The organism is Pseudomonas sp. TE3552 (assembly GCF_056278945.1).
Genome location: NZ_JBWBQJ010000001.1, coordinates 3,015,990 through 3,041,345, shown reverse-complemented (window position 1 = coordinate 3,041,345; position 25,356 = coordinate 3,015,990). Strand labels below are relative to the sequence as shown.

Below are 25,356 nucleotides of genomic sequence, written 5' to 3'. Positions count from 1 at the left end.
CCTCATAGCAAAGCGCTAAAACCTGGTCAGCGGTGAGTTTTTTTTAGATGTTTTTTCTATGGGCGCGGCGAGGTTTATCGCCTCATACCTTTATTACACGTACCGTAGAACCTGCCGCGTTTCTCTGACATCCGTCTCCGAGTCCATCGCCTTATGCCTGTCCTTACCCGTTTCGCCTCTTTGTTCGACCAAGCGAGACGTGCCTTGTTACTCGTCTGGGAAACGTCCCGCGGGCTGTTTCTGGGGTTGGTGCTGGCGACACTGATCGCCGGTGTGCTGCCGGCACTGGCGGCCTGGTTGGGGCAGCGGATTGTCGATGCGGTTGTCACCGCCATGCAGTTGCACGCCCAACAGGGCAGTGCGCCGTTGTGGCCGGTTGTGCGCTATGTGCTGCTCGAAGCGGGTGTGCTTGCGTTGCTGTCCGGGACGCAGCGCGCACTGTCGGTTCAGCAGTCGTTGTTGCGAGTGCAGTTGGGGCAGAAGGTCAACACGATGATTCTGGAGAAGGCCCAGACGTTATCGTTGGTCCAGTTCGAGAATTCCGAGTTCTACGACAAGCTTGTACGGGTGCGGCGCGAAGCATCGACCCGGCCGTTGGCGCTGGTGATGAAGTCGCTGGGGCTGATCCAGAACCTGATTGTATTGATCAGCTTCGGTGTGTTGCTGGTGCATTTTTCGCCGTGGGCACTGGTGCTGCTGGTGGTCGGTGCGTTGCCGGTGTTCTTTGCCGAAGCACATTTTTCCGGGGATGCCTTTCGGCTGTTCACTCGGCGGGCGCCGGAGAGTCGCCAGCAGAATTACATCGAAACGCTGCTCTCTCATGAGGGCTATATCAAGGAAGTGAAACTGTTTCGGCTTCGCGCCGCTGCTGTTGAAGCGCTATAGGGACACGTTTGCTCGACTTTACGCCGAAGATCGGCGCCTGACGCTGCGTCGCGATGGTTGGGGATTTGTGCTGGGGTTGCTGGGCACCGCGGCGTTTTACCTGGCCTACGCCTGGGTTGTGGTCGACACTGTTCACGGCAGCATCAGCCTCGGGCAAATGACCATGTACCTGGTGCTGTTCAAACAGGGGCAGGCCGCCGTGAGCAGTAGCTTGAGCGCGATCAGCGGTCTCTACGAGGACGGCCTTTACCTGTCGAGCCTCTACGAGTATTTGGCCGAGCCCGTTGTGGCTGACACCGGAAACCTTACCGTGGGCGCGGTGCCCGGCGATGGTTTGCGTTTTGAGAACGTCGGTTTCCGTTATCCGGGGGCGAGCCGTGCTGCTTTACAGGGCATCGATCTGCACTTGATGCCCGGGCACAGCGTGGCGCTGGTGGGGGAAAACGGTTCGGGCAAAACCACGCTGATCAAGTTGCTGACGCGCCTGTATCGCCCCGACCAGGGCCGTATCTTGCTGGACGGCAGCGATTTGCAGTCCTGGGAAGAAGAAGCGCTGAGGCGACGCATCGGTGTGATCTTCCAGGACTACATTCGCTACCAGTTCTCCGTGGGCGAGAACATCGGCGTGGGCGATACCCTGGCGTTCAACGATCAAGCTCGTTGGCAGCAAGCGGCTGCCGAGGGCATGGCCGCACCTTTTATCGAACGTCTGGATCGCGGTTATGCCACGCAATTGGGGCGATGGTTCGCCGGTGGGCAAGAGTTGTCCGGCGGGCAATGGCAAAAGATCGCTTTGTCTCGCGCTTACATGCGCCGCGACGCCGATATCCTGATTCTGGATGAGCCGACCTCGGCCCTGGACCCGGCGGCAGAAGCGGCGGTGTTCGAGCATTTCAGTCAGCACACCGAAGGCCGTATGACGTTGCTGATTTCTCACCGGTTTTCCAGCGTGCGCAATGCCGATCACATCATCGTGCTGGACCAGGGGTCGATCCTTGAGCGAGGCGATCACGACAGCCTGGTCGCGGCGGGCGGGCGTTATGCGCAGTTGTTCAACGTGCAGGCTCGCGGTTACCGGTAGCGCCTCAATTCCCTGTGGGAGCGGGATTTGTGCTGCCCCGCGTGCCATTTTTTTTTGTGCCTGGTGATACGGACTAATGTGGCGAGGGGGCTTGCCCCCGCTGGGCTGCGAAGCAGTCCTGAGCCCTGCCACCACGGTGAATCAGGCACACCGCATTCACTGGCTTGGCGACTGCTGCGCAGCCGAGCGGGGACAAGCCCCCTCGCCACAAGGTGTGGGGCTTCATGGCATCTGCGGCAATTCCTGCGGCCGCAAATCAAACACCAACACCTCGGCATCCACGCCGTTGCTCAAGGTCAGTACCTGTTCTTCCCGAACCCGCACACCGTCGCCTTCCTGCAACGGCATGCCGTTGAGCTCGACACTGCCGCGCGCCACATGCACATAGGCGTAGCGATCGGCGGCCAGTTCCAGGGTGGCGCTTTCCTTGCCGTCGATCAGGCCGGCATACACCCGTGCATCCTGCTGAACTTTCAGCGAACCGTTAGCGCCGTCCGGGGAGATGATCAGCTGCAAGCGCCCGCGTTTTTTCTGCGTGCTGAAGTGCTCTTGTTGATAACGCGGTTTGGCGCCGCTGACCTCCGGCACGATCCAGATTTGCAGGAAGTGCACCGGGCGTGTCGCCGAGTGATTGTATTCACTGTGGGCGACGCCGCTGCCGGCGCTCATCAATTGCACGTCACCGGGGCGGATCACCGAACCGGTGCCCAACGTGTCCTTGTGTTCCAGGGCTCCTTCAAGCACATAGGAAAATATTTCCATGTCGCGGTGAGGGTGCTGGCCAAAACCTTTTCCGGCGGCCACGCGGTCGTCGTTGATCACCAGCAGGTCGGAAAAACCCTGCTCGCGCGGGTTGCGGTAATTGGCGAAGGAAAAGGTGTGGAACGACTTCAACCAACCATGATTGGCCGCGCCACGATCCGAAGCTTTACGAAGGGTCAGCATGATGAAATCTCCTGTCAGGACGTGAATTCGTCCGAGTGAGGAGAAGGTTAATGTTTACCTTCTGGTGCAATAAGTAGATGGAAACTGAAATACTGTCCCGTTCAAGTTGACAGTTATGTGAGCGGGTTCATGTATTCTTGTTGTTACATTTGGCCATAATGCCGGGCGTGATACACAAGGGTTTGGCGTTCGGCGCAGTGCTATTAAACAGTTCTCTTTTAGTGACCTTGAACCCATGAAAACCGTGGCAATGGTGTTGTTTCCAGACTTTCTTCTGCTCGACATGGCCGGGCCCATGGAAGTGTTTTCCATCGCCAATCGCTATCTGGAGCCGGCGGACCGTTATGAGCTGTCGACCATCGGCACTGAACACGGCGCGTTGCGGGCCTCCAATGGCGTGAGCCTGCAAGCCGATCTGCACATCGATCAAGCGAACGAGCGCTATGACTTGTTGCTGGTGCCCGGTGGCCCGGGTGCCTATAACGAAAAGCATCCGTCGCTGCTCGGCTGGCTTCAGGGCGCTGTTACCCGGGCGAGTCGTTATGGTTCGATCTGCACCGGCGCGTTTGTGCTCGGGCATGCCGGGCTGCTGGATGGCTACCGCGTGACCACTCACTGGCATTACACCGAACGACTGATCAAGGGCTTTCCCAAGGCCAGCGTCGAGACCGATCAGATTTACGTGCAAGACCGCAATCTCATCACCTCCGGCGGCGTCACCGCGGGTATCGACCTGGCGTTGGCGGTGGTTGCCCAGGACCATGGTAAAAAAGTCGCCCAGGATGTCGCCAAAGTGCTGCTGGTGGTGATGAAGCGCCAGGGCGGGCAGGCGCAGTTCAGTCCGTTGATGGCGGCGGTGGCGCCCCATGAAACGCCGATCACCCGGGTGCAGAACTATGTACTCGAACACCTTGATGAAGCGTTCAGCATCGAACGCATGGCCAGTCTGGCAACCATGAGTGCGCGGCACTTCGCCAGGGTTTTCGCCCGGGAAGTGAACATGACGCCCATGGAGTTTCTGCAAAATGCGCGCATCGATTGCGCCAGGAACCTGCTGGAAACCAGTGACGTGCCGCTCAAGACCGTGGCCTTTAAAAGTGGTTTCGGCAGCGTGCGGCACATGCGTTTCCTGTTCAGTGAAAAGCTCGGCCTGACCCCCACGCAGTATCGCGAACAGTTCAGTTAAGAGGCGTTGTCCGTTGCGCGCACCGTGATGTCCGTGACGCTCCTCCCGTGGCCGTTGTACCGTCATCCATGCCTGCCAAGATACCCGTGAACTCTTTGCCATGGAGGCGCGGGAGCCTGGATGGACTCGTGCGACGGATCTTGCAGTACCTCGAGCGGGACCGGGTTTTCAGCGCATGAACGTGCATGAACAGCCTTAGAAATATAAATAGCGATTCGGTACTGCGGTTCGGGCCCTATGCGTTCCACCTGCATCAGCGACTGATCCTGGACGGTGATCGGCCGCTGCGCATGGGCGGGCGAGCCCTGGAAATTTTGCAGGTGCTGGTCGAGCACGCCGGTGCGGTGGTCAGCAAAGAGGCGCTGATTGCTCACGTCTGGCCGACCTCGGTGGTCGAGGAAATCAACCTGCGCGTACACATTGCCGCCCTGCGTCGGGCACTCGGCGATGGGGAGAACGGGCAGCGCTACATCGTCAACGTTCCTCAGTGCGGTTATAGCTTTATCGCCCCGGTGCAGCGCGATCGGGTTGGCACACAGCTTCTGGCCGAGACGGTGTACAAGCCTCAGCACAACCTGCCGGCGCGGCTCACACCGGTGACCGGCCGCGATTCGATTGTCGGCAGCGTGGTCCGGCAATTGCCGGTTCGACGCTTCATGACTTTGGCTGGTCCGGCCGGCATCGGCAAGACCACCGTGGCGTTGCGCGTAGCCGAGTTGCTGTTGCAGCACTATCAGGATGGCGTCTGGATGGTGGATCTGGCGGCCATCAATGACCCGTCGCAGCTCGTCGATCATCTGTCGTGCACTCTGGAACTGGAGGTCGGCGGGGAAGCGCTGGCGCAACGGCATGCCTTGGTGCTGCTCGATAATTGCGAACACCTGCTCGACCGTTGCCGGGCAGTGGTGGAAGACCTGCTGGCCTCGGCGCCACGGTTGTCGATCCTGGTCACCAGCCGTGAACCACTGCAGGCTATTGGGGAAACGGTGCTGCGTTTACCGCCCCTGACGGTGCCGCCGGCCTCGGCGATCTACAGCGTGGCCGAGGCCATGGACTACTCGGCGGTGCAGCTGTTTGTCAGCCGCGCCCGAGCCCGGCAGCATGGGTTTGTCCTGCGCGAACAAGATCTGAAGGCTGTGCGCGAAATCTGTCGACGCCTTGATGGCCTGCCCTTGGCCATTGAACTGGCGGCGGCGCAGATCGATGCGCTGGCGCTGGTGGGGTTGCAAGCGCAACTCGGCAACTGCCTGCAGTTGTTGACTCAAGGCCGGCGCACCGCGGTACCTCGGCATCAGACCCTCAAAGCGGCGCTGGACTGGAGCTATGAGCGGCTGGGCCCGTTGGAGCAAACCGTGTTGCAGCGGCTGGCGGTGTTCAACATGGCGTTCACGCTGGACGCGGCGATCAACGTAATCAGTTGCGCGGTGCTGACGCCCGCAAGCCTGGTGAAAGTGGTGGAACATCTGGCGCGCAAATCGCTGCTGTCGGTGGAGCAGGGGGGCGGCGCGACGCGTTACCGTCTCCTCAATACCACCCGCACCTATGCCCTGGAAAAACTCGAACACAGTGGCCATTTTTGCGCGCCGTTGAACAGCGCTATACCCGCTATACCCGCTACATCAGCCAGGCAGGTGTCGCTGCAGCTCGTCGAGTAACCGACGGACTTTCGTCAGGTCCGGTGTGGCAAAGCCTTCGGTGAACCGCTGGTAAATCGGCGTCAACAGCTCATAGGCTTGCCGGAAGTGGCCCTGGTGCTGCCATAACTGTGCCAGCGACGTGGCGCTGCGCAGCTCCCAAGCCAGCGCGCCCTGGTTTTTTGCCACGGCCAAAGCCTTGAGCAGCACCGCCTCGGCCGCGTCGGCCCTGGTCGGGCAATCCTCGGCCAGCACCGCCTCGGCCCTGGCCCGCAGAATCTCCGCCGTGCTCCAGCCGGCCGTACCGTTTTCGGCCCGTTCCAGCAGCGCGTCATCGATGAACCCGCTATCCAGGGTCACCATGATTTCCTTGATCAACCCGGTATCCGGTGGCGGGGACGCGTGCGCGTCGGCAGCGTCGATCACTTGCGCGTAGTGCCTGGCCCAGGTGTAGAACAGCAGCACCGAGTGTTTCTGCGCTTGCTCGCGCAAAAGGCCCAGGAGCTCGCGGGCTACCGGGGCATCGCCGTTGTAGTGGGCGATCAGGCAACCGGACAGCGCCAGGGTGTAGCAGATAGAGGTGCCATGATTGATCTGAATCGCGATGTCGAGCGCCTGTCGCGCGGTGCGCCAGGCTTTTTCGGGGTGCCCTTGTAACCAGAGGATACGCGCCAGAATCGTCAGCGCTGCAACGCTCTGATCGTACTGCACACCAAAACCGTAGGTGAAGCGGTTGAGATGACCGCTCTGGGCCAGGCCCTGAATGACCTGTTCGGCATTCTCCCGTGCCAGTTCCTGATGCCCGGCAAAATGCAGGGCAAGGACTTGCAAGCGCTGAGTGCTGAGGGACAACATGGCATCGCCATGCAGCCTCAACCGGTCGAACTGCCGGCTCTGTTTCAGCGCCATTCGGTAGTTGCCGCAAACGAGGTTGACGGCCAAGTGCCCGGAAATGGCTTTGAGCTGACCGGACATATCGTTGCAGTGTTCGGCCAGACGTTTGGCGTTGACGAACGCTTTGACGGTTTCGGCGGTACCGGCCTGGGTGTGGTAGCAGGAACTGCCGAGGGCGAGCGTCAGGGTCATTTTCAAACGAGGGCAGGGCTGATGCGCCGCCTCGAGCAACGCCAACGCTTTGCGCACATGCGCCCCGTGTTCCTTGAGTAGCGACAGTTCCTGCCACAGCGGCGTTGAGGCTGCCGCAAGGCGGATCGCCAGGCTCTTTGACCCTTGAGCGTTCAAGCCCCAATCGAGCGCAGCCCGGATGTCTTCCAGGCTGCGGGCGTAACGCTCGGTCCAGCGCTCGCTCGGGATGTGCTCCCAGTCATTCTGGGCCTGATGCATCAACGCCAGGCAGCGTTCGGCGTGGCGCTCTCGGGTGTCCGGCAGCTCTTGGGCCTGGCCGAGTTTTTCCAGGGCATAGCTACGCGTGGTGTCGAGCAGACGGTAGAACACCTCTTCGTCGCCGACTTCCACGTTTAGCAACGACTTGGCGACCAATTGGGTGATCGAGCCGAATACCACATCGGGCTCGATGTGTTCGCCGACGATCACCGCGGCCGCCGACTCCAGGGTGAAACCGCCCCGGAACACGCCCAATCGGCGCAGGCAGGTTTGCTCACAGGCATTGAGCAGTTCGAAGCTCCAGTCCAGTGTGGCGCGCAGGGTCTGATGGCGGCCCAGGGTGGTCTGGCAGCCTTGGGTGAGCAGGCGAAAACTGCCTTGCAGTTGCGACAGCAACCCACTCAAACCCAGGCTGCCCACTTGTGCCGCTGCCAGTTCGATGGCCAACGGTATGCCGTCCAGGCGACGACAGATTTCAATCGCCAGCGGCAGTTCGGCTTCGCTCAGTTCAAAACTGTCGTGGCTGGCCATTGCCCGTTCGACAAACAATTGCAGCGCCGAAAATGTCAGGGCCTGAGCGCGATCGAGCACCGCGATGGGCGGCGGGCAGTCCAGCGATTCCAGGCGCTGCACGCATTCGCCTTCGGCCCGCAGGCTCTCGCGACTGGTGGCCAGAATGTGCACCTGGGGCGCCGCGCGCAGGATGCTTTCGCAGAGTACGGCAATGGCATCGATCAGGTGTTCGCAGTTGTCGATGACCAGCAGCATCTGCCGCTCGCGCAGAAAAGTCGCCAGACCGTTCATGGGTTCGGCATCGTGCAAGGACAAATCCAGCAGCGTCGCTAAATGCGCAGTGATCATCGAGGTGTCATTGATCGGTGCCAGGTCCAGCAGGCGAATGCCGTCTCGATAGTGGCCGATCAGTTGCTCGGCGACGCGCAGCGCCACGGTCGTCTTGCCGATCCCGCCGGGGCCCGCGAGGGTGATGAAACGCTGCCGCGACAGTTGCGCCAACACGCTGTCGACCAGGGACTGACGACCGATCATGCGGGTCCGGCGGATCGGCAGGTTATGGCCGCCCGGCTCAACGGTGTCGTTCTGCGGGTGTTGTTCGATGGGCGCCAGGGAAAACGGCGCGACAAAACTGTAGCCGCGCTGGGCAACGGTGACGATGTAGCGCTGGCCGGCCTGACCGTCGCCGAGGGCTTTGCGCAGCGCCGCCATGTGCACCCGCAGGTTGATGTCTTCCACCACGCTTTTAGGCCAGACCCGGGCAATCAGTTGTTGCTTGCTCACCACATTCCCGGCGTGCTCCAGCAGGATCAACAGAATGTCCATGGCCCGCCGGCCCAGGCGCAGGGGCTGGTCGGCCTCCATCACCAGGCGTTGTCCGGGGTAGATCCGGTAAGGGCCGAAATGGATGGTCTGTTCGGGGGAAAGGGTCAACGGGTCACTCCTGCTTGCATCCGCCTATCGCACGGTATACGGGCATATTCCTGAGGTTTTTCCGGCAGTGCAATGCTCTGTCGGGCACCTCGTTGGTGTGTGCATCGCTGCCGGGTTCCCGCCAGCACTTGTCGATCCCGTATTTATTGGGGGCGGCGCTGGCCGGGTTCGTGGGCGCACCGTTGAAAATTAACAACGTTTAACTCGTCTGCGTTCGGTCTACGCTCAAAAATCCATTTCTTCAAGTAGCCGAAGGTATCGGCCTTTAAGCAATAAAAAACGTGCTGCAAAAAGGAAGAACACTTCTGGAGGAGCCGGAATGAGCAACGTGGTGGTGGTCTATCACAGTGGTTACGGGCACACCCGGGCCATGGCCGAAGCCGTGGGCCAGGGTGTGGAACGGCACTTGGGCAGCACCTGTCGGCTGATTCCGGTCGAAGAAGTGGACGATCACTGGGAACGCTTGCACCGCGCCGATGCAATCATCTTCGGCGCCCCGACCTATATGGGCAGTGCCTCGGCAGCCTTCAAGGGCTTCATGGACGCTACCGCCTCTTTCTACCTGGCCCAGCCATGGCGCGACAAACTCGCCGCTGGCTTCACCAACTCCGGCTGCCTGTGCGGCGACAAGCTCAACACCTTGCTGCAGATGGCAGTGTTCGCCGCCCAGCACTCGATGATCTGGGTCGGCCTCGACCTGCTGCCGGCACGTAGCAGCACGGGCCTGTTAGATGGGCAATTGAACCGACTCGGCAGCTCGCTGGGGGCGATGGCCCAATCGAACGTCGAACAGTCCCCCGAACTTGCACCCCCCCTCGAAGACCGCCGCACCGCCGCGCATTTGGGCGAGCGGGTGGCGCGCCTGGCCGAACGAATGGCCCACACCTCTTATTAACCACCGTAACCCCCTGCTTTAGGAGGCATCACAATGAGCACCTTTACCACCCGAGACGGCACCGAGATTTACTACAAGGACTGGGGCACCGGTCAGCCGATCGTCTTCAGCCACGGTTGGCCGTTGAATGCCGACAGTTGGGAGTCGCAGATGATCTTCCTGGCCTCCCAAGGCTACCGGGTCATCGCCCATGACCGCCGTGGCCACGGTCGTTCGAGCCAGCCATGGTTCGGCAACGAAATGGACACCTACGCCGATGACCTGGCGCAGCTGATCGAGCATCTGGATCTGCAAAACGCTGTGCTGTTCGGTTTCTCTACCGGCGGTGGCGAAGTGGCGCGTTACATCGGTCGCCACGGCACCGCTCGCGTGGCCAAGGCCGGGCTGATTTCCTCGGTGCCGCCGCAGATGCTCAAGACCGAGGCCAACCCTGGCGGCCTGCCAATGGAAGTGTTCGACGGTATTCGTCAGGCGTCTTTGGTCGACCGTTCGCAGCTGTACAAGGATTTGGCCAGCGGTCCGTTCTTCGGTTTCAACCGACCGGGTGCCAAGCCGTCCCAAGGCATGATCGACTGGTTCTGGCTGCAGGGCATGATGTCCGGCCACAAGAACGCGTATGACTGCATCAAGGCGTTCTCCGAAACCGACTTCACCGAAGACTTGAAAAAGTTCGATGTGCCAACCCTCGTGGTGCATGGCGACGACGACCAGGTAGTGCCGATCGAAGCTGCGGGCATCGCCTCGGCGAAACTGGTCAAGGGCTCCACGTTGAAGGTCTATCCGGGAGCCCCGCACGGCCTGACCGATACCCACAAGGATCAACTCAACGAAGATCTGCTGGCGTTCATCAAGGGCTGATCAAAATCAAAGGCGCCTACAGGGACATGTGAGCACCTGTAGGCGCTGGCGAAGGCCGCGATCTTTTGCTGTTGAGAGAGGGAAGAGCACGCACGGTCCGGCAACGCCAGGCAAACGGTGTGATGCCTTCGCTGCGAGTAAAGATATGAGAGAAATGTGCCTGATCGCAGAAGCCACATTCCAGGCTGATTTGCGTCAGGGTCAGGTCGGTGTCCTGGATCAACTGCTTGGCCCGGGCGATGCGTTGCAGACGAATCCAGTCTTGCGGCGAGAGGCCGGTGCTGCACTTGAACGCTCGGGAAAAATGACTGCGTGACAGGGCGCAGGCCCGTGCCAGTTCGGTCACTTCCAGGGTTTCGCCGATATGGTCGAGGATCAATTGCTTGACCAGGGTTTCGCGCCAGGGGCTAAGGCCACCCGTGGGTTTTTTTTGCGTTTCAATGGCACACGCCTTGATCGCGTTTTGCTGAATGAGAGCCATGGCCAATGTCCGTATCGATGGGCGCGCGCGGGTGCACTGCACGGTGGGTCAGCACGTTCCCTTGTCTAAAAAAACAAGTCTGCGCAGAAGGCTTCATTCTTGGTCGCGAGGGCTTTGGCTTACGAGTTAAACGTTGTTAATTCCGCAGTCAGGCTTAAGGGTGAAAATGTGCCAACTGAGCACATCGCTGCAATTCGCACCGATGCACGGTCATGCAAGATTGACGACGTGTAGCGGCCTGGGCAGGACCGCTTTTTCTGGCTCGATCAAGGGTGATCTCATGAAGCAATCCCGCGTTTGCACGCTTGGCGTACTCGGCCTGGCATTGGCGCTGATGTCCGGCACCAGCCTGGCCCAGGCACCGGCTCAGGTGAACACTCAGGTGCCCGGTTACTACCGGCTCGCGGTGGGCGACTATGAGGTGACGGCGTTGTTCGATGGCTACAACGACCTGTCGCCTAAATTGCTCGACGGTCTGACCCAAGACCAGATCCGCGCGTTGCTGGCTCGTCGCTCGATTGAAACACCGGGGGTGCAAACCGCGTTCAATGCGTTCCTGGTGAACACTGGCAAACAATTGATTCTGGTGGATACCGGGGCAGGGCAGTGCATCGGTGCCACGGCGGGTCAACTGTCGGCGAACATGAAAGCCGCCGGTTATCAGCCAGAACAGGTCGACACCATCCTGCTCACCCACTTGCATCTGGACCATGTGTGCGGGTTGGTTGATGCGCAGCACAAACCAGTGTTCGCCAACGCAACGGTCTACGCGGCCAAGGCGGAAGCCGATTACTGGCTTGACCCGCAGGCCATGGTCAAGGCACCGGCCGGTGCCAGGGAATTCTTCAAGATCGCCCAGGACTCCACCGCGCCATACATCGCTGCGGGCCGTTTCAAGACCTTTACTGCCGGGCAGTCGCCAGTGCCGGGCGTTGTCGATGCCGAACTGGAGGCCGGGCACACACCGGGCAGTACCACTTATCAGTTCAACTCCCAGGGCCAGAGCATTCTGTTCATGGGCGATCTAGTGCATAACCTGGCGGTGCAGTTCGAGCATCCCGAGGTATCGATCCGTTTCGACGTCGACAATCAGCAGGCGATCAAGAGCCGCGCCAAGGTGTTCAGCGATGCGGCGGCCAGCAAGATCTGGGTCACGGCGGCGCATTTGCCGTTTCCGGGTGTCGGCCATATCACCGCAGTGGACAAGCATTTCCAGTGGGTACCCATCGAGTACGGGCCTTACAAACGAGCGGCGAAAGTGCCGATGATCGAGTAAAGTCCGACGGACCTGTGCCTGGCTGAAGACAAAAGGGAATCGTGCCCATGAACCGTAATGATCTGCGCCGCGTCGACATGAACTTGCTGGTGATTTTCGAAGCCCTGATGTTCGAAAAAAACCTGACCCGGGTCGCCGAAAAGCTGTTCATGGGCCAACCGGCGGTTAGCGCCGCGCTGGGCCGGTTGCGTGATTTGTTCGACGATCCGTTGTTGTTGCGTAACGGCCGCGGGATGGAGCCAACGGCTCGGGCGCTGGCGATTCTCAAGGAGCTGCAACCGGCGATGGACACCATCTCGGGGGCGGTCAGCCGCGCCAAGGAATTCGACCCGGCCAGCAGCTGCGATGTGTTTCGCATCGGGCTGTCGGACGATGCCGAGTTCGGGCTGTTTCCACCGTTGCTGCGGCAATTGCAGGAAGAGGCACCGGGGATCGTGGTTGTGGTGCGCCGGGCCAACTATCTGTTGATGCCAGCGTTGCTGGCGTCGGGGGAAATCTCGGTGGGGGTGAGCTACACCACGGATCTGCCGGCCAATGCCAAGCGCAAGAAGCTGCGGGACATCCCCTGTAAAGTCCTGCGCGGCGATGACCGCCCGGGGCCGCTGACGCTGGACGAATACTGCGCCCGTCCGCATGCCATGGTGTCGTTCTCCGGCGACCTGAGCGGCAACATCGATCTGGATCTGGCCAAGGTCGGCCGCTCTCGCCGCGTGGTGCTGGGCGTGCCGCAATTCAGTGGTTTGCGCGCGTTGCTCGCCGGTACCGAGATGATTGCTACCGTGCCGGACTACGCCGCGTGTGCGTTGGTTGAAGGCTGTGCGTTGCGTGCTGAAGATCCACCATTTCCCATCGACGCGGCGCAATTGTCGATGGCCTGGAGCGGGGTGCATGACAACGATCCTGCCGAGAAATGGCTGCGGTCGCGGATCAGCCAGTTCATGTCCGAACCCCTCAAGATACCAACGCCGTAGGAACTGCCGAAGGCTGCGATCTTTCGATCCTGACGGCCGCCCCGATTTTGCGGATATACCCGACCCCACAGGGGAATGCGTTTCGCAGCGAACCGTGGCAGCTCCAATGACTCTAGGAGCTTCACCACGCTCAAAGCCACACCTAACCCGCCAGAAACCGACGGACGTTTCCCCCTACGATCCCCTCGACCCCCAAAAACTCCACGAAGCCGCCGAACGCGCCCTCGATCACTACCTCAAACCGTCCGACACCAAGACCCCGCGCAAACCGAGCACGATTTACACCGTCGCCCCGAACATCGACATCGAAGAGCTGCTGGCCAATGCCTGCGAGTCCTTCGCCTCGGCCAAGGTGATCGCCAGTGACTGCGCCGGGTTTCTGGAGGGGCCGCAGCGCAATACGATACTGGGCGTCGCGCAGCTCATCATGTTCGGTGAGCTGGCAGTGAATCGGGCGCTGGATAGTCTGGAGCTGAAGGCCAACCCGGCCCTATAACCTGATCCCCCTCGCCACAGGGGTTGCGTTGTCTGTGTATGGCGTTCCCACGGTACAAAGAAAGCACGTACATTCAATTTTTCCCTACCCCTTGGCGGCACTATTCAATCCAATGATTGAACAGGGGTGAGCCATGAATGCTTCGCAACGGGATGAACAGGCGCGGGATGTCGGGCTGCTGTTTCTGCGGGTCAGCGGCGGTCTGTTTCTGTTGTGGGTTCACGGCTTGCCCAAGCTGCTGGACTTCAGTGCGCAGTTGCAACTGATCGAAGACCCGTTCCACCTCGGTGCCCACCTCACCCTGAGCCTGGCGATTTTCGCCGAAGTGCTGTGCCCGCTGCTGATCGTCGCCGGTGTTCTGACGCGATTGGCGTGCTTGCCTATTCTGTTTGTGCTGCTGGTGGCGCTGCTGGTTGTGCATCCGCAATGGAGTGTGGCCGAAGGGCAGTTCGGCTGGCTGTTGTTGATCCTCTTTACAACTGTATTTATCGCCGGGCCTGGACGGCTGGCGCTCAATGTCCGTTTGCCCGGAGTGCTCCGTTATGTCTGAAGCCCAAACTCAAAAAACGCCGGGGTCCGATGAGATCGTGACGCTGATCGTCAAGCACCGGGTCAAGGCCGGTTTCGAAGCAGCCTATGAAGCCTGGCTGCGCAACATCGTCAGCGTAGCGGGGCGCACCGAAGGACATCTGGGCGTGGACGTGATCCGCGGCAAGAACGGTGGCCTGGACATGTTCACCTGCGTGCTGCGCTTTTGCTCCACCGAGGCCATGCAGCACTGGCTCGATTCGCCGCAACGTCAGGCGCTGATCGATGAAGCCGCGCCGATGCTGGCCGACGGCGACCAGACCGAGGTCAACCCGGTCAACGAATTCTGGTTCGCGCCGCTGGCCGATGCCGCGTCGCCGCCACCGCGCTGGAAGCAAGCGGTGGTGACACTGTTGGTGATTCTGCCGCACACCTTGCTGGTGCCGCTGCTCTGGGGGCCGCTGCTCAAACTCAACGCTTTTCTCTCCAACTACGTGGTCGCCACGTTCCTGATCACCCTGACCATCGTGGTGTCGGTGGTGTACGTGTGCATGCCGGCCGCGACTCGCTTGTTTGCGCCGTGGCTGACGGCCAGTCAGCCACGGGAGCACCTCGAATCCAACGCAAATTCGCCGCGCTGAGCCGGCGCTTGTTTGCTTCATTTCACTGATGACGAAGGAACTGCGATGAACGCCGATCTGATTCTGTTCAATGGCCAATTTCATACCGTAGACCGCGAAAAACCCCTCGCCAGCGCCGTGGCGATCCGCGCCGGTCGCTTCGTCGCGGTCGGCACCGACGCCGAAGCCATGGCCCTGCGTGGCTCGGGCACTCAGGTGATCGACCTCAAGGGCCGTTGTGTCATCCCTGGCCTCAACGACTCGCACTTGCACCTGATTCGTGGCGGTTTGAACTACAACCTCGAACTGCGCTGGGAAGGTGTGCCGTCCCTGGCTGATGCCTTGCGCATGCTCAAGGAGCAAGCCGAGCGCACACCGACACCGCAATGGGTGCGGGTGGTGGGTGGCTGGAACGAATTCCAGTTTGCCGAGAAGCGCATGCCGACCCTGGAAGAGCTCAACCAGGCGGCGCCAGATACCCCGGTGTTCGTGCTGCATTTGTACGACCGCGCCTTGCTCAACCGCGCTGCATTGCGGGTTGCCGGTTACACCCGCGACACGCCGAACCCGCCGGGTGGCGAAATCGTGCGTGATGCCAACGGCAACCCGACCGGCATGTTGGTCGCAAGGCCCAACGCGATGATTCTGTACTCGACCCTGGCCAAGGGGCCGAAGCTGCCGCTGGAGTATCAGGTCAACTCGACCCGCCAGTTCATGCGTGAGCTCAACCGCCTCGGCCTGACCAGTGCGATCGATGCCGGTGGTGGTTTCCAGAATTACCCGGACGATTATCAGGTGATCGAGCAGTTGGCCAAGGACGAGCAACTGACCATCCGCATCGCCTACAACCTGTTCACCCAGAAGCCGAAAGAAGAGCTGACCGATTTCCAGAACTGGACCGGCAGCGTCAAGTTGCACCAGGGCGACGATTTCCTGCGGCACAACGGCGCCGGCGAGATGCTGGTGTTCTCGGCGGCGGATTTCGAAGACTTCCTCGAACCGCGTCCGGACCTGCCGCAGACCATGGAGCAGGAGCTGGAACCGGTGGTCCGCCATCTGGTGGAACAGCGCTGGCCGTTCCGTCTGCACGCCACTTATAACGAATCCATCAGTCGCATGCTCGACGTGTTCGAGAAGGTCAACCGCGACATTCCCTTCAATGGTTTGCCGTGGTTCTTCGACCACGCCGAAACCATCACCCCGCACAACATCGAGCGGGTGAGGGCGCTGGGCGGTGGTATTGCGATCCAGGACCGCATGGCGTTCCAGGGTGAATATTTTGTCGACCGCTACGGCAAGCAGGCCGCCGAATCTACGCCGCCGATCAAGCGCATGTTGGCCGAGGGCGTACCGGTCGGCGCCGGCACCGATGCCACGCGAGTGTCCAGCTACAATCCCTGGACCTCGCTGTACTGGATGGTCAGCGGGCGCACCGTCGGTGGCCTGGCGCTGTACGAGGAAGGCTTGCCACGGCAGACCGCGCTGGAACTGTTCACCCATGGCAGTGCCTGGTTCTCGTCCGAGCAGGGCAAGAAGGGCCAGATCAAGGTCGGACAACTGGCGGACCTGGCGGCACTGAGTGCGGACTTCTTCAGCGTCGAGGAAGAAGCGATCAAGTGGATCGAGTCGGTATTGACCGTGGTCGGCGGCAAAGTGGTGTACGCCGCCGGCGACTTCGAAAAACTCGGGCCTGTCAGCCTGCCGGTGCTGCCGGACTGGTCGCCGGTGGCGAAGGTTCCGGGACACTGGCGGCCGAACGCGCCGATGCAGGCGCAGGTACACCAGTGCAGCGGCCCATGCGCCGTGCATACCCACAGCCATGAGAAGGCCCGTATGTCGAACGTGCCGGTGAGTGACTTCGCCGGTTTCTGGGGCGCCTTCGGCTGTTCCTGCTTCGCGTTCTGAGTCTTGCAACAAAAGCGTCGGCCATTTGTGGTCGACGCTTCACTCACCACCCTCCGAGGAGTTTCACATGAGCAACGTTCCTTACAAACGTCTGAACAAAGATGACGCCGTTGTGCTGCTGGTCGATCACCAGACCGGCCTGATCTCTCTGGTGCAGGATTTCTCGCCCAACGAATTCAAGAACAACGTGCTGGCCCTGGGCGACATCGCCAAGTTCTTCAACCTGCCGACCATCCTCACCACCAGTTTCGACAGCGGCCCGAACGGCCCGATCGTGCCGGAGCTCAAAGAGCAGTTCCCGGACGCGCCGTTCATTGCCCGTCCAGGCCAGATCAACGCTTGGGACAACGAAGACTTCGTCAAGGCAGTCAAGGCTACCGGCCGCAAGCAACTGATCATCGCCGGCGTGGTGACCGACGTCTGCGTGGCGTTCCCGACCCTGTCGGCCATTGCCGAAGGCTTTGAAGTATTCGTGGTAACCGACTCTTCCGGCACCTTCAACACCACCGTGCAACAAGCGGCGTGGGCACGCATGTCGGCGGCGGGTGCACACCTGCTGAACTGGTTCTCCGTGGCCTGCGAGCTGCAAGGCGACTGGCGCAACGACATGGAAGGCCTGGCCAACCTGCTGTCCCAGCGTCTGCCGAACTACCGCAACCTGATCAACAGCTACACCAAATTCACTGCCAAGTAAGGCGCTGAAGAAAAATGCCCGCGATGTGCGGGCATTTTTTTGTGCTGCTCGAATGTCCGCTGCATCAGCGCTTCTGCAACCATCCCAAAAAACCACCTTTGCTGATCGGCACCGGTTTGGCCATCAACGCCAGCCGACTGTTCTGCTGGCGCACCGCCTGCAACTTGTTCAACGCCCGGCCCACTTCGCTGCGCTGTTCCATGCACTGGCGGGTCAGGTTCTTGTCGAGACGGTAGATGATCGAAGATGTCAGCGCGGTGAACGTCGCCTGCGACGGCGTATCGGCCAGGATGCTCTGTTCGCCCATGACTTCGCTCGGCCCCATGCGACCGGCCTCGGTGAAACCATTGCCGTCCGGCACGCTGGCGCTGACGACGCCAGTGGCGATCACGAACAGGCTGTCCGGCACTTCATCCAGATCCAGCACCACCTGACCTGCGGCGTATTGTTGCGCGACCATCGATTCGGCGAGGCGATCACGTTCTTCATGGCTCAGCGAGCGGAAAATCTTCACTTCATCGAGCAGCGCGCGGGCGCGGGTCGAGGGTTCGATCACGCCGTCGGGGTGTCGCGAGATGCCGGCCGCTTCCAGATGGCGATGGGCAAGGTCGAACAGTTGATTGCGCACGTCGTTTTTCTTGCCCAGCTCGGCGATGAAACCGCTGGCCACGTATTCGGACATCTCTTCGCCAGCCTCTTTCAACACCGCTTTGGGGGCCGGATTCAGCAACAGGTTGCTGCTGCCTTGCAGCGTGCGGTCGAGGGCGTCGAGCACCCGGCGTGGGCGGATGTGGTTCGCCACCTTGATGCTGATCGACACCCCGTGCAGGTTGTTCGGGCGGCTGAGGTTGACGATCTTGGCCTTGGCCGCCACCGAGTTCGGCACCACGGCCATCGTGCCGGCGCTGCTCAACAGATGCGTGGCGCGCCAGTTGATGTCCAGCACTTTGCCTTCGACGCCATCGATAACGACAAAGTCGTCCACCTGATAGGGTTTGGTGGTATTCAGCACAATGCCGCAGAACACGTCGGCCAACGTACTCTGCAGCGCCAGACCGACCACGATGGCGAACACGCCGGACGTCGCGAGCAGACCTTTGACCGGCAGATCCAGCACATAACCGGCGGCCGCGACGATGGAGGCCAGAAACACCAGCGCACCGATCACGTCCTGCAACAAACGGCCGCTGTGACCGATGCGACGCATCAGCACCAGACCGAACACTTCCGTGAGTACCCGTGCGGCGTACAGCCACCAGAGAATCCCCAGTGCCGTTGCACCGAGTTGCGCCACCGGGTCATCGGCAAACAACGGTGCCTGCAACGGGCTGACGCCGGCATTGATAATCAGCGCGCTGAACGCCAGAAACAGCACCAGCCGCACACCGACTTTTGGCGCGCGATGCTTGAACGGGACGAGGTGCCAGAGCAGAGCGTCGAGCACCAGCAGCAGGGCGCTCCAAGGCAACAGGTGGGCAGAGAAAAGGCTCATGGACTGCACTCCAACGGGCACAAAAAAACTCGCCACACCTTGGGGTGTGGCGAGAGGATGGACTTAGTTCAGATGCGTCTTGAGCTCGGCCGCGGCCTGACGTACCGCCGCTTTGACTTCCGGAATCTGATTCAGCGGATTGAGCAGGCCAAAGTCATGAATCATCCCGTTGTAGCGCACCGAGGTCACCGGCACACCGGCCGCATCGAGGTGGCGGGCGTACCCTTCGCCTTCGTCACGCAGCACGTCGAATTCGGCGGTCTGCACCAGTGCGGCAGGCAGGCCCTTGAGTTGTTCGGCGCTGGCGTTGAGCGGCGAGGCATGCACCTGCGCACGCTCGGCCGGGTTGGTGGTGTAGTTGTCCCAGAACCACTGCATCATCCCTTTGGTGAGGAAGTGCCCCTCGGCGAATTGCTGGTACGAACCGTCGTCGAACTGTGCATTGGTCACCGGCCACATCAACAGCTGGAAGCGCAGGGCAGGGGTTTTCTGCTCCTTGGCCATCAGCGCCACGACTGCCGCCATGTTGCCGCCGACGCTGTTGCCGGCCACCGCCAGTCGCTTGCCGTCGACACCGATCTCTTTGCCATGCTCGGCCACCCATTTGGTCGCGGTGTAGGCCTGGTTGATGGCGGTCGGGTATTGCGCTTCTGGCGACGGCGTGTAGTCGACGTATACCGCGACTGCGCCGGAGCCCACTACCAGGTCACGGATCAGGCGCTGGTGAGTCGGGAAGTCGCCCAATACCCAGCCGCCACCGTGGAAGAACATGAACACCGGCAACTCGCCCTTGACCTTGGCCGGACGCACCACTTTCAGGTTGATGGTCTGGCCGTCGACCTTGATCGCCTTGTCGCTGACGTCAACACCCGACAGATCAACCTTCACCGAAGCCTGGGCACCGGTCAGCACCGCGCGGGCGTCTTTCGGGCTCAGTTGTTCCAGCGGTTTGCCACCGCCGGCGGCGAGGGCATCGAGGAAGGCCTGGGTGTTGTGTTCGACACCGGGGCTGCCGGCGGCGAATGCGTTGCCGATGGACAGGGCGAGGACGGAAGCGGCGAGGGTTTTCTTGATGTTCATGTGCAATTCCTTTTTAAATCGTTTGAGTTTTTGTATGCCTTGGGATCGGGCTGCTGTGGCGCTGGGGTTCAGGCCTCAGCAACACCGTGAGCACAGATTAATGAGATGCCGGAAAGTGAAAAAGCGGCTATAAAGCGAATAACTGTCAACCAGAGAGTGACAATGAACCCGTTCGAAGACATGCGTATTTTTTGTCAGGTCATGGACTCCGGCAGCTTCACGGCAGCGGCTGATCAGTTGGGCCTGTCCAAGCAGTTCGTCAGCCGCCGACTGATGCAACTGGAAGAGCGCCTCGGCGTGCGCCTGCTCAATCGTTCAACCCGGCGACTGGACGTCACCCCGCTGGGGCAGAGTTATTACGAATCGGCCCTGCGTCTGCTCAGCGAAGTCGAGCAAGTGGAGCAGGGCATCGCCGGCCAGACCACCGAGCCTCGCGGCACCATTCGCCTGAGCGCGCCGTTGTCGTTTGCCGTGGCGCATTTGGGCTGTCTGCTGCCGGTGTTTTTGCAGCGTTATCGCGATGTCACCGTGGAAGTCGATTTGAGCGATCGGCCGGTGGACTTGCTCGGTGAGGGTTACGATTTGGCCTTGCGCATCGGCGTGCTGGAAGACTCGACCCTGATCGCACGGCGCATCGCCTCCATCGAGCGAGTGTACTGTGCCAGCCCGGCGTATCTGGCCGAGCGCGGCACGCCGCTCAAACCCGAGGATTTGCATGCCCACGATTGCCTGCCTTACGGCCATGGTCGTCAGGTGCAATGGCGTTTCGAAGGGCAGGGCAAGCCGCTGACGGTCAACGTTGGGGGGCGGATGCGGGTCAACAACGGTGAGTTGCTCAAGGACGCGGCCATTGCCGGCATGGGCATCACGTACTTGCCGACCTTCATCGTCGGTTCAGCCCTGAAGGACGGCAGGCTGGTGACAGTGCTGGAGGATTTGCGCCCCGAGCCGCTGACTTTGTCGGCGGTCTACCCGCAGCACCGTCAAAGTTCGCGACCGGTGCAGGCGCTGATCGAGTTCTTGCGTGAGCGGCTGAATCAACGCGAAGAGGGTTCGCACTACCGGTGATTACAAGATTGCAACAAACCCCGGATGTGGTTTTTCCTGACGCTGATCTAGACTCGTGCCGGCCAATCAAAGACCCGGATTCTGGAGCGAGCAATGGATATGCCGACAAACGAAAAAGCCATCGCCAGCAATCGCGATGCGTGGAATGACTCCGCCCAACACCACAAAGACACCCCTGAGTGGCAGGCCTGTTCGAGTGCCGTGAGCCATGGCGATTTTTCCTGCCTGGATGACACCCTCACCGGGTTGCTTCAACAGGTCGGCGTCGACGGCAAGGATGTGGTGCAACTGGGCTGCAACAATGGGCGGGAAAGTCTTTCGCTGTTTGCGCTGGGTGCGCGCAGCGTAGTGGGCGTCGACCAGTCCGGGGCCTTTCTCGATCAGGCCCGGGAGCTGGCATCCCGTTCGCCTCATCAGCCCGAATTCATCGAGGCTGACATCCATCACCTGCCGACGGAACTTCACCAGCGCTTCGACGTGGCGGTGATCACCATCGGCGTATTGAACTGGATGCCGGACATCGGCGAGTTCTTGCGCCATGTCGCGCAAACCCTCAAGCCCGGCGGTGCGCTTGTGGTGTACGAAACCCACCCGTTTCTGGAAATGTTCGACCCCGAATCAGCCGATCCTTATCGTCCGGACAGCTCGTATTTTCGCAGCGAACCTTTCGTCCAGAATCAGCCGATCGTCTACGAAGGCAAAGTCGAACAGCAGGCCTCGGCGTCCTACTGGTTCGTCCACACCCTGGGCGCCATCTTCACCGGTGCCGTCGAGGCGGGATTGCAGATCAGCCATTTCAAGGAATACCCGCATTCCAATCGCGAAGAACTCTACGACAAGTATGAGCAGCAAAAAGCGCAGTTGCCGTTGTGCTACACGTTGGTGGCGGAGAAGCGAGCAACGTAGTGCCAGGGATATTCTCAGAGCGTTGAGTGATTTGCCGCATGTCCTGGTTGTGCGCAGAGATCAATACCTAAGGCATGAATGACCTTTAGAACCGTATCAAAATGTGGTTTCGCACCGGGTGCGAAGGCCTTGTACAGGCTTTCGCGCCCCATCCCGGAATCTTTGGCAATTTGTGTCATGCCGCGGGCCTTTACCACGTAGCCGATAGCACGAAGAAATTCTTCGTTGTCGCCGTCTGCCAATACCTGAGAGAGGTATTCGCTGATGGCTTCGTCACTGTCGAGCAGTGCCGCCATGTCGAAAGCAGTCAAAGTCTGGCCCATGTTCAAACCTCCCTTGCCAATTTTTTCGCCCGTCGGATATCAGTGTTTTGCGAGGACTTGTCACCACCGGCCAGCAATACGATGACTACGCCATTTCGCATAGTGAAGTAGACCCGATAGCCAGCGCCAACGTCCACGCGCATTTCGGAGACACCATCACCCACAGATTTGATATCGCCAAGATTACCCGTAGAGGCACGGTCAATGCGACGAGCAATAGCAACCTTCGCCCGCAAGTCGCGAATTGAGGCATGCCATGCCACGAAGATTGTGGTTTGTGGAATAAGATAATTCATTGCTCGACTGTATCCATATGAATACAGACGAGCAGTCAGGTCATTCTCTGGTCTAGTGTGTATTTTTCCCTGAACTGTGTAGGCAACATGACGCCATCGCAGGCAAGCCCGCGATGGTGATCAGGCGCTCCTCAGTCAAACAACGACTATCATTCCCACCGCCAATCACGCCTGTGCCGCAGTCGCGGTCGATTGCGCCGGTTTGCGCAGTGCAGTCAGCCGCGAGCCGGTGTAGTAGGTTTCGCGGAAGAAGCGCCAGCGGCCGAACAGGTCGTAGACGTGGGTGATGTGCCCTTGCTCCTGGTAGTCCATGCGCAGGTGCATTTTCATGGCCTGGATGTTGCGGGTATCGCAGACGTCGACGATCTTGTTGCACCCTTTGGCTCGCATCGCATCCCAGAGTTTGAACTGGGCGTCCATCGACAGGCTGGTGCCGAAGTATTGAGGGATCATTTCACCGCCGAACTCGAAAAACTCACCGGGATTGACCCGGAACCAGCAGCCGTAATAGTGCCGGTCGAAGTAGTCCCTGGCACTGGCCCAGATGAATCCGATGGCATCACCTTCATCGTTCACGTACATGTGCCCTGTGTGTCCCTCGGCGGCGATTTCGGCCATGGCTTTGACGCGGTTGCCGTAATACTTGGTGAACGCGATGGCGTTTTCCGGGGTGATGATCACCAGGCGCAAGCCCGAATAGGGCCGCAGATTTTGCGGCGTCACCGGGGTCACCAGGTCGCGTCCCAGCCACAGCAGCTCGCGATGGAAGTACACGTAGCGCTTCCAGAGCGACTGGAGCGTGTGGAGCAGGCCTTTTTGCTTGATGCGTTCGCGAAGCTTGTCGATGACGCTCATGAAGTCCTCCGAGGCCGAAGCCAGGGTGTGGTGGGTAACGTTTTCGATGGCGAAAAATCAGGATTTCAACGGGTGCAGTTCGGTCGGGTATTGCGGCTCCTCTTTGGTCGCCCTCGGCACAACGGCATAGGACACCCTCGGAACACCCGCAAGACGCTGCTCCAGCACATGGCTCAGCGACTCGCCCGGGTTCAGATAGGCATCGCCAAAGTCGGCGCCGATATGGATCGGATGGACGACGATTTCCAGCAGGCCGTCGATTGGCATTGCTACGGTGCGCAGGTCTACCGGGGTGCAGACGTTCTGGGCGGTCGCTCCGGACAGGCTGTTCAGGCGATGGTTGAGCAACGTCTTGAACACTCGCTTGGGCACGCTCAGGTTACTTCCCAGGTCGCGCGCCAGTCGCACGGGCACCCCTTGGCGGGCGGCAAACCGCGCGACGATTTCACCGATGGGCCAGATGTTGTGTACGTGCTGATGGGAATCGAGGTGGCTGGGGTGCAGGCCGTTGTCCAGGCAGCGTTGCCATTGGGCTTCGAGTTCCTCCAGCACCGCGTCGCGATCCAGGCGGTTGAGCCAGAGACAGTGACGGGGCAGGCTGAGGTCGAACTCACCCTGGCTGTCGCAGAACGTCGAACGCGCCAGAATCGACGGGCTCAACGGCCGGCCGTACGTGAGGTTGAAGTGCAGCCCGATCCGCCCCTTGAGCATTGGCTGCCGGGCCAGGACGCAGGCCGCTTCGAAGGCCGGCATGTTGGCCATGGCGGTTGCGGAGCTGATGACTCCCGCGTGGAAGGCACCCAGTATCACCGCGTTTTCGCTCGGACTGAGGCCGAAATCGTCAGCGTTGACTATGACTTGGCGAGGCATGGCTGCCCTCTCTTTCTTGTTCGGTGGGTGCAGCGTCTTCCGCGATAGGAGCCTGTATAGGTGTAAGCGTAGGAGCTACCAGCGCCGCTGCACGCCTGGCCTGCCATTTTTTTAACCAGGGTTTGATGCGGTGCCAGAGTCGCAGGGCCAGTCCGAGGGCGAGGCCGCTGGGGCGCCAGGAGTAGAAGCTCCAGCGCCAGTGCTCCAGTTGACCGGTCATGCGCTCCAGGAGTTGATGGCTGGAGTTTTCCAGGCTGATCCGCGAGGCATCGACCCAGTGCCAGTTGTCGTCCAGCCCCCAGTGGATCCACTCTTCGAGCAGCACGCGACCGCTGCCCAGGCCGGCGTACTGCGGCAAGAACGCCAGGTTGTAGTCGTACAACCGACCCCGTTCCAGCAAGCCGATGCGATAGCTGATGCAGCGCCCGTCCAGTTCCAGCACCACCACCCGCACCAGTCCCAGTTCGGCGAGGGCGGTGAAAGCTTGCTCGATCCATTGCCGGTAGCGGTCATTGGTGAAAATCCCCACGCCTTGAAGGCCTTTCCAGCTCAGCGCTTCGACTTTGCCGAGGGTCCGCAACAGTGGCCTGATGGTGGCGGCGTCGGGGGTTATCCGTCGGATCTCGGCACCGCAAGCCGCGATGCGTTTACGTGCACGGCGCAGTTTGTAGCGGGGGTCGCCGGACACTTCCCGATGATCGGCCTCGCTGATCAGGTGCACCGGCACCCGACAACTGAGGCGGCGCTCGCCGGTCGAGCTGTGGGCCATCCAGGTGGTCAGCGCACTTTCTTCGCCGATGGGTTCGCACAATTCATTGAGTTGCAGCATCGCATGGGGCACGCGACGGCGGATGATCACCAGCGCCTTGCGCATGCTCTCGGCATCGAGGCAACTGAGCAGGGCCAGGCGATCGGTGAGGGGATAGCCGAGGTGATGCAGGACCCGAAACGGTAGCCCGCCAAAGCGCTGCATGGACACCACCAGCGGCAGGCACAAGGCCAATTCATCGCCTTGCCAGCCGAGCAGAACGTGCAAGTGTTCCCCGGCCGTCAGTGCCTTTTCCGAGGCGCGCAGCCAGGCGAGGGTGTTGAACGGTGTATGGTCCGTCACGCGCCAGCGCAACCCCTCATAGGCGGCTGTTGGAAAGTCTGGAGCGCACAGCGTGGTGCGCCATTCGAATCGAGCCATCATAGATTCAGACCGCCGCATAACTCATGGAC

At 60.7% G+C, this 25,356-nt stretch carries 21 protein-coding genes and 3 pseudogenes; 14 read left to right on the top strand and 10 right to left on the bottom strand.

Features of this window, described 5'->3' with window-relative positions; translation table 11 throughout:
* Positions 1-153: 153 nt before the first annotated feature.
* A pseudogene (locus ACZ9BB_RS13475) lies at positions 154-1,966 on the top strand (ABC transporter ATP-binding protein).
* A gap of 222 nt (positions 1,967-2,188) precedes the next feature.
* Here ACZ9BB_RS13475 and ACZ9BB_RS13470 read toward each other — a convergent pair.
* Positions 2,189-2,911, bottom strand: coding sequence for a pirin family protein (locus tag ACZ9BB_RS13470; RefSeq protein WP_476214209.1), 723 nt, complete (start codon positions 2,909-2,911; stop codon positions 2,189-2,191).
* 235 nt (positions 2,912-3,146) lie between these two features.
* Here ACZ9BB_RS13470 and ACZ9BB_RS13465 point away from each other — a divergent pair, with 235 nt between their 5' ends.
* Positions 3,147-4,097 (top strand): GlxA family transcriptional regulator, encoded by a 951-nt coding sequence (locus tag ACZ9BB_RS13465; protein ID WP_476214208.1) that lies wholly within the window; start codon positions 3,147-3,149, stop codon positions 4,095-4,097.
* A 185-nt stretch (positions 4,098-4,282) separates the two neighbouring features.
* Positions 4,283-5,752, top strand: a pseudogene (locus ACZ9BB_RS13460) (ATP-binding protein).
* Here ACZ9BB_RS13460 and ACZ9BB_RS13455 read toward each other — a convergent pair.
* On the bottom strand, positions 5,717-8,521 hold the full coding sequence (locus ACZ9BB_RS13455; RefSeq protein ID WP_476214207.1) for an ATP-binding protein: 2,805 nt from the start codon (positions 8,519-8,521) through the stop codon (positions 5,717-5,719). The pseudogene ACZ9BB_RS13460 and the gene ACZ9BB_RS13455 overlap by 36 nt on opposite strands.
* 319 nt (positions 8,522-8,840) lie before the next feature.
* Between ACZ9BB_RS13455 and ACZ9BB_RS13450 the strand changes: the two genes are divergently transcribed.
* Complete coding sequence (locus ACZ9BB_RS13450; RefSeq protein ID WP_476214206.1) at positions 8,841-9,416, top strand: flavodoxin family protein; 576 nt, start codon at positions 8,841-8,843, stop codon at positions 9,414-9,416.
* 33 nt (positions 9,417-9,449) lie between these two features.
* On the top strand, positions 9,450-10,274 hold the full coding sequence (locus tag ACZ9BB_RS13445) for an alpha/beta fold hydrolase (protein WP_476214205.1): 825 nt from the start codon (positions 9,450-9,452) through the stop codon (positions 10,272-10,274).
* A 16-nt stretch (positions 10,275-10,290) separates the two neighbouring features.
* Here the strand turns inward: ACZ9BB_RS13445 and ACZ9BB_RS13440 are convergent, their stop codons facing one another.
* Positions 10,291-10,755: a helix-turn-helix domain-containing protein gene (locus ACZ9BB_RS13440; protein WP_476214204.1), complete on the bottom strand. Its 465-nt coding sequence runs from the start codon at positions 10,753-10,755 to the stop codon at positions 10,291-10,293.
* A 280-nt stretch (positions 10,756-11,035) separates the two neighbouring features.
* Between ACZ9BB_RS13440 and ACZ9BB_RS13435 the strand changes: the two genes are divergently transcribed.
* The 7 genes and pseudogenes from ACZ9BB_RS13435 to ycaC all read left to right on the top strand — a co-directional run bounded on the left by ACZ9BB_RS13435 (position 11,036) and on the right by ycaC (position 17,245).
* On the top strand, positions 11,036-12,031 hold the full coding sequence (locus ACZ9BB_RS13435; RefSeq protein WP_476214203.1) for an MBL fold metallo-hydrolase: 996 nt from the start codon (positions 11,036-11,038) through the stop codon (positions 12,029-12,031).
* A 47-nt stretch (positions 12,032-12,078) separates the two neighbouring features.
* The gene (locus ACZ9BB_RS13430; protein ID WP_476214202.1) at positions 12,079-13,002 is read left to right on the top strand and encodes a LysR family transcriptional regulator; all 924 of its coding nucleotides are present in this window, start codon (positions 12,079-12,081) and stop codon (positions 13,000-13,002) included.
* Positions 13,003-13,077: 75 nt separating this feature from the next.
* Positions 13,078-13,498: pseudogene (locus tag ACZ9BB_RS13425) on the top strand (DUF6124 family protein).
* A gap of 133 nt (positions 13,499-13,631) precedes the next feature.
* Entirely contained in the window at positions 13,632-14,048 is a 417-nt protein-coding gene (locus tag ACZ9BB_RS13420) for a DoxX family protein (protein ID WP_476214201.1), read from the top strand.
* Positions 14,041-14,667 carry an antibiotic biosynthesis monooxygenase gene (locus ACZ9BB_RS13415; RefSeq protein WP_476214200.1) on the top strand — a complete coding sequence of 209 codons (627 nt, stop codon included), beginning with the start codon at positions 14,041-14,043 and terminating at the stop codon, positions 14,665-14,667. Before ACZ9BB_RS13420 ends, ACZ9BB_RS13415 begins: the two co-directional genes overlap by 8 nt.
* A 45-nt stretch (positions 14,668-14,712) precedes the next feature.
* Positions 14,713-16,551: an amidohydrolase gene (locus ACZ9BB_RS13410; protein WP_476214199.1), complete on the top strand. Its 1,839-nt coding sequence runs from the start codon at positions 14,713-14,715 to the stop codon at positions 16,549-16,551.
* A gap of 67 nt (positions 16,552-16,618) precedes the next feature.
* Positions 16,619-17,245 (top strand): isochorismate family cysteine hydrolase YcaC, encoded by a 627-nt coding sequence (gene ycaC, locus ACZ9BB_RS13405; protein WP_476214198.1) that lies wholly within the window; start codon positions 16,619-16,621, stop codon positions 17,243-17,245.
* Between the two features lie 64 nt (positions 17,246-17,309).
* Here the strand turns inward: ycaC and ACZ9BB_RS13400 are convergent, their stop codons facing one another.
* Positions 17,310-18,737, bottom strand: coding sequence for a mechanosensitive ion channel domain-containing protein (locus ACZ9BB_RS13400; RefSeq protein WP_476214197.1), 1,428 nt, complete (start codon positions 18,735-18,737; stop codon positions 17,310-17,312).
* Positions 18,738-18,800: 63 nt separating this feature from the next.
* Positions 18,801-19,817: an alpha/beta hydrolase gene (locus ACZ9BB_RS13395; RefSeq protein ID WP_476214196.1), complete on the bottom strand. Its 1,017-nt coding sequence runs from the start codon at positions 19,815-19,817 to the stop codon at positions 18,801-18,803.
* A gap of 162 nt (positions 19,818-19,979) precedes the next feature.
* Between ACZ9BB_RS13395 and ACZ9BB_RS13390 the strand changes: the two genes are divergently transcribed.
* Together ACZ9BB_RS13390 and ACZ9BB_RS13385 are read left to right on the top strand one after the other, a co-directional pair.
* Positions 19,980-20,885, top strand: coding sequence for a LysR family transcriptional regulator (locus ACZ9BB_RS13390; protein WP_476214195.1), 906 nt, complete (start codon positions 19,980-19,982; stop codon positions 20,883-20,885).
* Between the two features lie 93 nt (positions 20,886-20,978).
* A complete protein-coding gene (locus ACZ9BB_RS13385; protein WP_476214194.1) occupies positions 20,979-21,791 on the top strand; it encodes a class I SAM-dependent methyltransferase in 813 nt (270 codons plus the stop codon).
* Positions 21,792-21,805: 14 nt separating this feature from the next.
* Here ACZ9BB_RS13385 and ACZ9BB_RS13380 read toward each other — a convergent pair whose 3' ends face one another.
* The 5 genes from ACZ9BB_RS13380 to ACZ9BB_RS13360 all read right to left on the bottom strand — a co-directional run bounded on the left by ACZ9BB_RS13380 (position 21,806) and on the right by ACZ9BB_RS13360 (position 25,327).
* A complete protein-coding gene (locus tag ACZ9BB_RS13380) occupies positions 21,806-22,114 on the bottom strand; it encodes an addiction module antidote protein (protein WP_476214193.1) in 309 nt (102 codons plus the stop codon).
* Positions 22,115-22,116: 2 nt separating this feature from the next.
* A complete protein-coding gene (locus ACZ9BB_RS13375; protein WP_476214192.1) occupies positions 22,117-22,410 on the bottom strand; it encodes a type II toxin-antitoxin system RelE/ParE family toxin in 294 nt (97 codons plus the stop codon).
* A gap of 165 nt (positions 22,411-22,575) precedes the next feature.
* The gene (locus ACZ9BB_RS13370) at positions 22,576-23,265 is read right to left on the bottom strand and encodes an N-acetyltransferase (RefSeq protein WP_476214191.1); all 690 of its coding nucleotides are present in this window, start codon (positions 23,263-23,265) and stop codon (positions 22,576-22,578) included.
* Between the two features lie 57 nt (positions 23,266-23,322).
* A complete protein-coding gene (locus ACZ9BB_RS13365) occupies positions 23,323-24,135 on the bottom strand; it encodes a ChbG/HpnK family deacetylase (protein WP_476214190.1) in 813 nt (270 codons plus the stop codon).
* The gene (locus ACZ9BB_RS13360) at positions 24,107-25,327 is read right to left on the bottom strand and encodes a GNAT family N-acetyltransferase (protein WP_476214189.1); all 1,221 of its coding nucleotides are present in this window, start codon (positions 25,325-25,327) and stop codon (positions 24,107-24,109) included. Before ACZ9BB_RS13360 ends, ACZ9BB_RS13365 begins: the two co-directional genes overlap by 29 nt.
* Positions 25,328-25,356 lie beyond the last annotated feature (29 nt).